Source organism: Porticoccus sp. (assembly GCF_041592135.1).
Taxonomy (GTDB): domain Bacteria; phylum Pseudomonadota; class Gammaproteobacteria; order Pseudomonadales; family Porticoccaceae; genus Porticoccus.
Genome location: NZ_JBFHQR010000098.1, coordinates 1 through 9,097, shown reverse-complemented (window position 1 = coordinate 9,097; position 9,097 = coordinate 1). Strand labels below are relative to the sequence as shown.

At 58.0% G+C, this 9,097-nt stretch carries 9 protein-coding genes and 1 other RNA gene; 3 read left to right on the top strand and 7 right to left on the bottom strand.

All coding sequences use genetic code 11. The annotated features are described in order from the left end of the window. The first annotated feature begins 518 nt into the window (after positions 1-518). Positions 519-1,625 carry a GAF domain-containing protein gene (locus ABY948_RS09135; protein ID WP_461482223.1) on the top strand — a complete coding sequence of 369 codons (1,107 nt, stop codon included), beginning with the start codon at positions 519-521 and terminating at the stop codon, positions 1,623-1,625. A gap of 18 nt (positions 1,626-1,643) precedes the next feature. Here ABY948_RS09135 and ABY948_RS09130 read toward each other — a convergent pair whose 3' ends face one another. Both ABY948_RS09130 and ABY948_RS09125 read right to left on the bottom strand, forming a co-directional pair. Beyond that, entirely contained in the window at positions 1,644-2,615 is a 972-nt protein-coding gene (locus tag ABY948_RS09130; RefSeq protein WP_461482222.1) for a calcium/sodium antiporter, read from the bottom strand. Positions 2,616-2,729: 114 nt separating this feature from the next. Continuing rightward, positions 2,730-3,926 carry a YbfB/YjiJ family MFS transporter gene (locus tag ABY948_RS09125; RefSeq protein WP_461482221.1) on the bottom strand — a complete coding sequence of 399 codons (1,197 nt, stop codon included), beginning with the start codon at positions 3,924-3,926 and terminating at the stop codon, positions 2,730-2,732. A gap of 327 nt (positions 3,927-4,253) precedes the next feature. On the opposite strand from ABY948_RS09125, the gene ABY948_RS09120 reads away from it, so the two are divergent. Beyond that, entirely contained in the window at positions 4,254-4,514 is a 261-nt protein-coding gene (locus ABY948_RS09120; RefSeq protein ID WP_461482220.1) for a hypothetical protein, read from the top strand. Between the two features lie 190 nt (positions 4,515-4,704). Here the strand turns inward: ABY948_RS09120 and ABY948_RS09115 are convergent, their stop codons facing one another. The 5 genes from ABY948_RS09115 to smpB all read right to left on the bottom strand — a co-directional run bounded on the left by ABY948_RS09115 (position 4,705) and on the right by smpB (position 7,721). After that, positions 4,705-5,523, bottom strand: a complete 819-nt coding sequence (locus ABY948_RS09115; protein ID WP_461482219.1) for a tetratricopeptide repeat protein — start codon at positions 5,521-5,523, stop codon at positions 4,705-4,707. A gap of 185 nt (positions 5,524-5,708) precedes the next feature. Beyond that, positions 5,709-6,103, bottom strand: a transfer-messenger RNA (tmRNA) gene (ssrA, locus tag ABY948_RS09110). 123 nt (positions 6,104-6,226) lie between these two features. Then, positions 6,227-6,700, bottom strand: coding sequence for a bacterioferritin (gene bfr, locus ABY948_RS09105; protein WP_461482218.1), 474 nt, complete (start codon positions 6,698-6,700; stop codon positions 6,227-6,229). A 161-nt stretch (positions 6,701-6,861) separates the two neighbouring features. Continuing rightward, complete coding sequence (locus ABY948_RS09100) at positions 6,862-7,059, bottom strand: (2Fe-2S)-binding protein (protein ID WP_461482217.1); 198 nt, start codon at positions 7,057-7,059, stop codon at positions 6,862-6,864. Positions 7,060-7,241: 182 nt separating this feature from the next. After that, positions 7,242-7,721, bottom strand: a complete 480-nt coding sequence (gene smpB / locus ABY948_RS09095; protein ID WP_461482216.1) for an SsrA-binding protein SmpB — start codon at positions 7,719-7,721, stop codon at positions 7,242-7,244. 126 nt (positions 7,722-7,847) lie between these two features. Between smpB and ABY948_RS09090 the strand changes: the two genes are divergently transcribed. Further along, positions 7,848-9,097, top strand: a 1,250-nt coding sequence (locus ABY948_RS09090) for a sodium-dependent transporter (protein ID WP_461482215.1), incomplete at its 3' end; no start/stop codon positions are given.

The following is a 9,097-nucleotide window of genomic DNA, read 5'->3' as shown; positions in this document are numbered from 1 at the left end:
CCAGCGTTGTTGTCATTCGCTCATTTAGAATAACTAAACCACGCTCATTCCGCCTCGCTGGAAGCAAAAATGACCTCCAGCAGTGGTAATCAAATTAGTGTGAACAGGCCCTAAAAAGGTTTTTCGCTATAGCGGGCTATCCATTGCCTGTTTCGCGCGGTTGCCACCCGATGCGCACAGGGTTTCGCAATGTGCCCTCCCGCAGTTGGACGCAACCGGTTTTCACGGAATGGTTATGCGCACCTGATGTGGCGCAGCAAGGGAGCTGGTAAGCTGGGAGCTGTGGCCATCAAATTAGTGTAAACAGGCCCGCATCCGGATTTCAGTAAAACATCATCTGGCCGACAATCCCCGGAATACCCATTTTGGTTGTGCTGGACTGACTGTAATCCAGCTCGTAGATGAGAGAGAATTGGGCGTTAATGGGAATGGTGCTCCACTCACGGGGTGCGAATACCGGTTTTGAAATGGCTTGCCTGCGGGGGTAAACGCAGGTGCTGCTTGAGCTGGAACAGGAAATGAACCAACTAGCATTGGAACAGGAGATTGATCGTTTGACCCGGCAAGTCAGCCGGTTGACCTGCCAGGTTGATGAATATCAGCTGCGCATGACGGAGTTAAGGCGGCGCAGCGATATTCAGGACGCTTTGAATGAAATACTCAATATCTCGCTGATGCCCATTTCCCTGGCCCAGCAGTTGGAGAAAATTTTGCAGCTGGTGCTGGGTATCCCCTGGTTGGCCCTGGATCAAAAAGGTTGCGTCTTTCTCGCCAACGAGCAAGGCACGGCCCTGAAGATGGTGGCCCAGCACAATCTGGGGGAACCGCTGTTGAACCTCTGTCGCCAGATCAAGTTCGGCCAGTGTTTGTGCGGCCAAGCCGCAGCCACCCAGGAGCTGATTTTCCGCGATAGGGTAGACCATGACCACGCTATCCACCCCGAGGGCATGAAACCCCACGGCCACTACAACATGCCCATCGTCGCCGACGGCAAAACCCTCGGGGTGTTGAACCTGTATGTGCGCGAGGGTCACGAACCATCGGATTTGGAGGACGAGTTTCTCGCTGTCTGTGGCAAGGCGATGGCCAGTATCATCGAACGCAAAAAGATCGAAGAGCGCCTGCACCGGCTTTCCTACCTGGATGAGCTGACGGGTATTGCCAATCGGCGCAGTTTCATGAACCACCTGGCCCGGCTCATCGATGACGCCCATTTGCAGAAGCGCATGTTCGCCGTACTGTTCGTCGACCTGGATAACTTCAAACTGGTCAATGATCGCTACGGCCATGAGTTCGGCGACCGGATTCTCACTGAAGCGGTCGGCCGGATCGAAAGCTGCCTGAGGGATACCGATTTTTTCGCCCGCCTCGGGGGCGATGAATTTGTGGTGCTGTTGGAAATGGTTGCCTGTGAGGACAGGGCGCTGGACATTGCCCGCCAAGTGATAGAGGCGGTATCTCAGCCCTATTGCAGCATGGGGGATAGCCTGTCGATCAGCGCCAGCATCGGTGTCAGCCTCTACCCGCAGCACAGCGAGTATTCTGAAAGCCTGCTGAAGATGGCGGATTTGGCGCTTTACCAGGCCAAGGGCAGGCGCGGTGAGGCCTTCTTGTACCAACCCTGATCAGGCGGCAAAAAGTACTTACAGGCCAAACACCGTCGTCGCCAGATAGCTGTTGTAGCCGATGTAGCAGGCCAGCAGGATGGCACCTTCAAAACGGTTGATCCTGCCCGGCCCCCGAAAGCCGTAGCAGAACACAAACAGCAACAATGTCAGTGCGGTCATCAGCAGCAAGTCGCGGTTCAATACCTCTGGACCTACCGCCATGGGGTGAATGGCACCGGCAATCCCCACTACCGCCAGGGTGTTGAAAATATTGGAGCCGAGGATATTGCCGAGGGCGATATCGTGCTCGCCCTTGCGGGTGGCGGCGAGGGACGAGGCCAGCTCCGGCAGGGAGGTGCCCACGGCGATAATGGTCAGGCCGATCACCAGGTCGCTGACCCCAAGTCCCTGGGCGATCTCGACGGCACCCCAGACCAGCAGGCGGGAACTGGCAACCAGCAACAGCAGCCCCAGGATCAGTCGCGTCATTGATTTCGACAGGGGGCGGGGATGTGCCGCCAGCTCCTGGGCGACTTCATTGCCCAGTCCATCGGCTTTATTGCGCAGCCCCTGCCAGATCGTCCAACCCATCAAGCCACCGAACAGCAGCAGTAATACCCAGGCGTCGTCCCGGGATACTTGCCCATCCCAAAGCTGAAAGGACGCCAGGCCGCAGAGCAGGATCAGGATCGGCAGCTCTTTGCGCAACACCTGGGAGTGCACGGCGATGGGGCTGATCAGCGCGGTGAGGCCCAGTATCAGCGCGATATTGGTAATGTTGGAACCGTAGGCATTACCCAGCGCAATGCCCGGGTTGCCCTGCGAGGCGGCCAGGGCGGAAACCACCATCTCCGGGGCGGAGGTGCCAAAACCGACAATGACCATGCCGATCAACAGCGGTGGCATGCCAAAGTGGCCCGCCGTGCCCGCGGCCCCGTCGACGAACTGGTCGGCGCTCCAGACAAGAATAACGAGACCCGCGACAACGGCCAGTAGTGGGATAAGCATAGAACTTCCTGTTGAGCAGTTTGTGGGCTGAGGCGAATGGGACGGAATGATCTTACCCGGCAGCGCAAATGGCAACCTTTTGTTGCCTTCCGTATTGGGCCATCTTTGATCCGATCAATTCGCAGCAGGCGGTTTGATCAGCAAACTGAACACCAATCCGAACACCAGCGCCGCTGCGCCGATACCAAAGGCCTCACCGAGGCTGCCGCCAGAGGAAAGCCACTGTTTGGTCAGCCACGGGCCGGCGATCTGCGCCAGGCCATAGAGGGCGACCAGGGCTGCTGACAGCCTCGGACCCTGGTGAGGTTGCAGGGCGCGGCCGATGCGCTGGGTCAATAATACGGTGCCGAGAAAGGTGCCTCCCACCAGCAAGCCGCAGCAAATGATGCCGCCGGGCCCGCTGACGAACACGGCGGCCAGCACCCCGGTCAGCTGCAGCAGAAAATTGAGGCGCAGTGCCGGCAAGTCGCCCAGTCGCGAACCCAGATGGTTCCACAGCCAGGCGGAGGGGATGGTGGCCAGCGCTACGATCAGCCAGGAACCGCTGGTCAGCCAGTGCCCCTGGGGCAGGCTCAAGCTGGCCAGCAGGGGCAGGAAGGTCATCGGCAGAATATAGCCCAGTCCCGCGCCGGCATAGGACAGGAACAGTGGCAGGCTGGTTCGAGTCAGCAGCGTTTTCTCGGGTGCCCCTCGCCCACTGCTCGAAGGGGGCGAGGCGGGAACATCCAGTCGTATCAGCTGCCGACTGCCCCACCAGACCAGCGGCAGTGAAACAAGCGCCGCCGGCCACCAGCGGGCGGGGCCATCCAGCCAGCCGGAGGTGGTGCTGACCAGGGCGCTGGACAGCAGCAGCCCAACACCGACACCGAGGTACACCAGGCCGCTCAGGGAGGCGCGCCCCCGGGTGACCAGCCACTCCAGCACCAGTGCCGGCGCCTGGACAAACACAATGCCGTTGGCGATGCCGTTCAGGCAGCGGGTGAGGCCCAGCGCGGTCGGTTGTTCCAACTGTGTCTGCGCCAGTGTGGTGAGGGTATGGATGAGCAGGGCAAGGGGCAGCATCACGCGTATCCGGGAAATGCTGTGCCAGCGCACCGCCAGCAGCGCCCCCAACAGATAACCCAGGTAATTCCAGGTGGCAATGGCCGCACCTTGTCCTGTCGTCAACATGCCGTCGCTGATGAAATAGGGCAGCAGCGGTGTGTAGACAAATCTGCCGAGGGTGTGAACGACCAGCAACACCACCGCACCGGCCAGCAGGGCGGTGTAGGTGTTGCGTTGTGTTGCTTCAGTCGCCTGGGGCAGGTTCATCGTGTGGGCAGTTTGTAAAAAGTGGCTGTGTTGGGATTAGAACAGAAAAGCTCACCTTCTGCTGATGCTCCCAAAGTCGAAGCCTGGAGATGTGCGAGGCTCGGCGCCGAGGGCTACCTTTCCGTGTAGAGGTTACGCTGCCCGGTATGTCGCTTCTCTGCATCTGATAATGCTCCCTGCATGGGGAGTGTAGGCCGGGGTATCAGTGACGCTCATCCCAGGAAGCAGCCTTTCATCTGCTGCGGAAGGCGGGCAGTGAAGTTTTAACTAATCTTATCTCTGATAGGTGAGTGTTTGCCCTTCGCCAGTAAATATGTGGGTGTAGTCATGGATGATACCGTTATTCACACAGAAAGAAGGAAGGGACTGCCGGCATTGCCGTCGAGCTATCAGTTGGAAAAATATCTATATCTGGCCCAGTTGCTAACCGTCCATCAAATGGAAAATTTTGGTTGGGATCTTGCGATTGTCAGGCGCAACGGCAGGCCGCGCCCGCTGGCCTTGCTGAAGAGCTACAGTCAAAATAAATGGATGGCAATCGAGGCAGACGGCGTGGTCGTTGAAAATCCCGATATCTCGATACGCTAGCGAATACGCCCCGCACCCAAAGATTTGCGGGCGGACACCGCCTCCTGCCCTTTTTTGTCAGCACCGTCGCCACTGAAATAGCGCAGTCATGGCGCGCAGGTTGGTCTCCCCCAGCTTATACCCCGGCAGCAACCACAGGGTTCGAGCAGAACAAAAATCGACCTGGGGTGAAGGGCTGGAAAGCGTGGCGTCAGGGCGTCGGTGTAGGTTTCTCGTTCAGTTTTTCAACGGCCGGTTGATAGCCCTGGCTGACAGACTGTTGCAGCCAGTGCAGTGATTGGGCCCTGTCTTGAGGTCGACCCACACCGGTTTCATACATCACCGATAAGGCGTACTGGGCCTCGGCATTGCCGCCTCTGGCAGCCCGCTCGAATAATTCGCCGGCGCGCTCGATATCCTGCTCGACCCCGAGCCCGGTTTCGTATAACCAGGCCAGGCGGGTGATGGCGACATAATCGGGTGGGGTCGCATGAGACATCTCGATCAGTTGCTCCCGGGCTTGCTCCAGCTCGCCTTTGGCAATCAGTTGCCGGACCCTGAACATGGGGTCGAGGGAGGCGTCGGCCCCCAGATTGATCGACTCCAGCAGTTTGGCGGCATCCTCATCACCGTCCAGTGCGGCCACCGTCAGCCAGTGGGTCGCCATTTCCGCACTCACCAGGTCGGGGTGGTTTGTATGCATCAGTCCCACCTGATAGGCCCCGGCGCGGCTGCCCTTTTCGGCGGCCAGCAGGTAGTAATCCCGGGCCTTGGCGATGTCCTGATCAACACCCATGCCCTGCTCATAGAGAATGCCCAGGTTGAAGGCCGCCTCGCCGCTGCCCTTGCCGCCAATGTGCAACCACATCTCCCGGGCCGTCTCGTAATGAGCCATCTTGAATTCCGCGTAGGCCATATAGAGTTGCATCTTGGGTTCTGCGGCGTGGAACTCCTCCGGCAGCTCGGTCGCTGCCTGACTGTGGGCTGCTAATAGCAGTGGCAGCAACAAATAACGGATTTGATTAAGCATGGCTATCGTCCGGGCAAAGATGTTCTCGGCACTTATCCTTGCATTGAAGCAGTCCGGGAGCAGCAGCGCCACGGTGCTTTGGTCCAGGGAGGTAGGCGGGGCGTGAAATGTTAAGGGTGTGGAGGTGACGGTTGACTGAGTACTCAACAAAAAGGCCCCACCCGAGGGTGAGGCCTTTTGCTATATGGTGGAGGCGGCGGGAATTGAACCCGCGTCCGTCAGTCCTCTGCCGAGGGATCTACATGCTTAGTTCAGTCTATTATATTTAGCTGTCTACAGCCCGGCTGACAGGGCGCGCAAACAGCGATTCCGGTAAGTGTTTAGCGAATCCACCCCGGACGAGCTTCATCGCGATCTTGTGAGTATGACACCTGAGTGCTTCGCCACTACCCTAGGGTAGTTGAAGCGCTGGACGCACAAGCACGGCTCCAGTCAGATGGCATTCTACCGTTTCTTAGGCGGCGAGTGCGTAGTTGTCGTCGTTGGCAACTAATAGTTTGCGACTTTGGATTAACGAGATTGTCACCATCTCGGCATGCACCCAGGGTTTTGTAACCGGCGTCGAATCCAAATCGCCCCCTGAAGCTGGTGGTTTACTCTTTCCATCTCCCCGGCCCAGGCCGAGGTGGCGCATCCTATCACAGGAAAGGTTGTTCATTAGACTTTTTCTATGGCGTAAGTTCACTGGTCAGGTTGTGACTGCCTAGTCTTCGATGATCTGGGCTTGCAGGTAGTTCTGGATGCCCATTTTTTCGATCAGGCCCAATTGGGTCTCCAGCCAGTCCACGTGTTCTTCTTCCGACGAGAGGATATCGTTGAAGATATCGCGGCTGCCAAAATCCCTGATGGATTCCGCATAGGCAATGGCTTCCCGCAATACCGGGATGGCTTCCAACTCCAGTTTGAGGTCGCATTTGAGCATTTCCTCGGTGTTCTCGCCCACATAGAACTTGCCCAGGTCCTGCAGGTTGGGAAGACCTTCCAGAAACAGGATGCGCTCGGTGACGGTATCCGCGTGTTTCATTTCATCAATGGACTCATGGTATTCCTTTTCACCGATCTCCTTCAGCCCCCAGTCCTTGTACATCTTGGCGTGCAGGAAGTATTGATTTATGGCGCGCAGTTCGTTGCCCAGCACCTTGTTCAAATACTCGATGATCTTTTTGTCGCCTTTCATGGGACGTCCTCCGGGATGCCGTGAAGTGGGTGGTCACTGTCTGGTATAGGTTACCCAGTTCGAGGGGCTGCTACTACAGGATTATGGCCAAAAAAGGACCCGACTGGGCCTTGGCGATAGCTGTTTGGGAGATAGAAATGAAAGAAAGTGGTATGGCGGGCCTAGGCGGTTCCCATGGCATTGAAAAAGCTGGCCTCCGCCAATGCCTCCTGGAGTATGGCCTTTGCCTCGGTAACGCATTTGCCGCACTGTCCGGTGGCGCCAGTACATTTTCTCAGCGACCTCAGGTTTGAGACGCCATTCTCCACAGCTTCGCGGATGTCCCGGTCGGTGACGGCTTTGCAGTTGCACACATACATAATGTGACCATTTCCACTTTTGTGGATGAGAACGATTCGCAATCCTAAATGGTAACGATTATCAATGTCAAAGGGTTTTGGCCGACTCGCGGCAAATTTTTTGGTTGCGGGGGATTGGAAAGTGGCGGTGTGGCCGCGAATCACAGGGTCAAAATAGCGTTCCGCGGCGTTTTTAGGCGGGGCTAGTGGCTGTGCCGCATCAGCCGCTGTTTCTGCCGCTCCCAGTCGCGGTTTTTCTCGGTCTCGCGTTTGTCGTGTTCCTTCTTGCCCTTGGCCAGGGCAATCTCGCATTTCACCAGGTGTTTTTTCCAGTACAGCGCGGTGGCCACGCAGGTGTAGCCCTTCTGATTGACGCCATTGAACAACCGGCTGAGTTCCCGCTCGTGCAGCAGCAGCTTGCGGGTTCTGGTGGGATCGGTCACGAAGTGAGTGGAGGCGGTGGCCAACGGCGTAATGTGCACCCCCAGCAGAAAGGCTTCCCCGTCTTTCAGCAGCACATAGCTGTCTGTAATCTGGACTTTGCCAGCGCGGAGACTCTTCACCTCCCAGCCCTTTAACACCACCCCGGCCTCGAATTTCTCTTCCAGATGGTATTCGTGACGGGCGCGTTTGTTGAGCGCGATGGTGGAACTTTGGTTTGATTTTTGGGGTTTCTTTGCCATGGGGCGGCATTATAAGGATTGCGCCGGGGGGCGCCTATGGTTTTGTGACGGAGAGCATTTCTCGCTTGGTTTTGCCGGACACGGATTGCCGGTACAATCGAGCCCATCGAGGTATGAGTAACGCCAATGGCGGATGAACAACTGACAGCCCCGGGTGCTGGCGCCAACGAAGCCTCCGACCGGCGCGGTATGCACGGTTCCTGGACCAGCCGCTGGACCTTTGTCATGGCCGCCACGGGCTCCGCCGTGGGACTCGGCAATATCTGGAAGTTTCCCTATATTGCCGGTGAGAACGGCGGTGGCGCGTTTGTGCTGGTGTACCTGTGCTGCATCCTGCTGGTGGGTATGCCGGTGATGGTGGCCGAGGTGATGCTCGGCCGTCGTGGTCGCCAGAGCCCCATTAACGCCATGCGCTATCTGACGCAAGAAGCTGGCCTGCACGGTGCCTGGAATGCCATCGGCTGGCTGGGGGTGACCGCCGGCTTGATGATTCTCTCCTACTACGCAGTGATTGCCGGCTGGGCGCTCTACTACATCGGACAGATGGCGGCGGGGACTTTCCAGGGTGCCAGCGCCGATCAGGCCGGCGCGGTGTTCGGCGACTTGCTGGCCAATCCCCGGCAATTGATCTTTTGGCAGAGCATTTTCATGCTGTTGACGATGGCCGTGGTGATCGGCGGCGTGACCCGGGGGTTGGGGGTTGCCGTGCGCATTCTGATGCCACTGCTGTTTGTGCTGCTGCTGGTTTTGTTGGGGTTCTCGATTCAGCGCGGCGATTTTGCCCGCGGCTTCAGCTTCCTGTTCAGCTTTAACACCGAGGCACTGACCTGGTCCGGGGTGCTGGAAGCCATGGGTCATGCCTTTTTTACCCTCAGCCTGGGCATGGGTGCCATCATGGCCTATGGCGCCTATATGCCGGAACATGCCCGTATCGGTCGCACGGTGCTGGCGGTGGGATTCCTCGATACCCTGGTGGCGTTGCTGGCGGGGCTGGCGATTTTCCCCATTGTCTTTGCCAACCCGACCATTGCACCCGGCGCCGGCCCCGGCCTGATGTTTGTAAGCCTGCCGGTTGCCTTTGGCAACATGGCGGGCGGCCTGCTGTTTGGCAGTCTCTTTTTTGTGCTGGTGACCGTGGCGGCCTGGAGCTCGGCGATTTCGCTGATTGAACCGGCGGTGGCGTTCCTGATCGAGTCAAAGGGTTTCAACCGCTTTGCGGCCAATCTGTTGCTGGGTGGTATTGCCTGGGTGGTGGGGCTGGGCAGCGTGCTGTCGTTTAATCTGTGGGCCGATGCGCGGTTGGCCGGGTTCAACTTTTTTGAATTTATGGACTTTCTCACCTCCAGTGTGATGCTGCCCCTGACGGGACTGTTTAT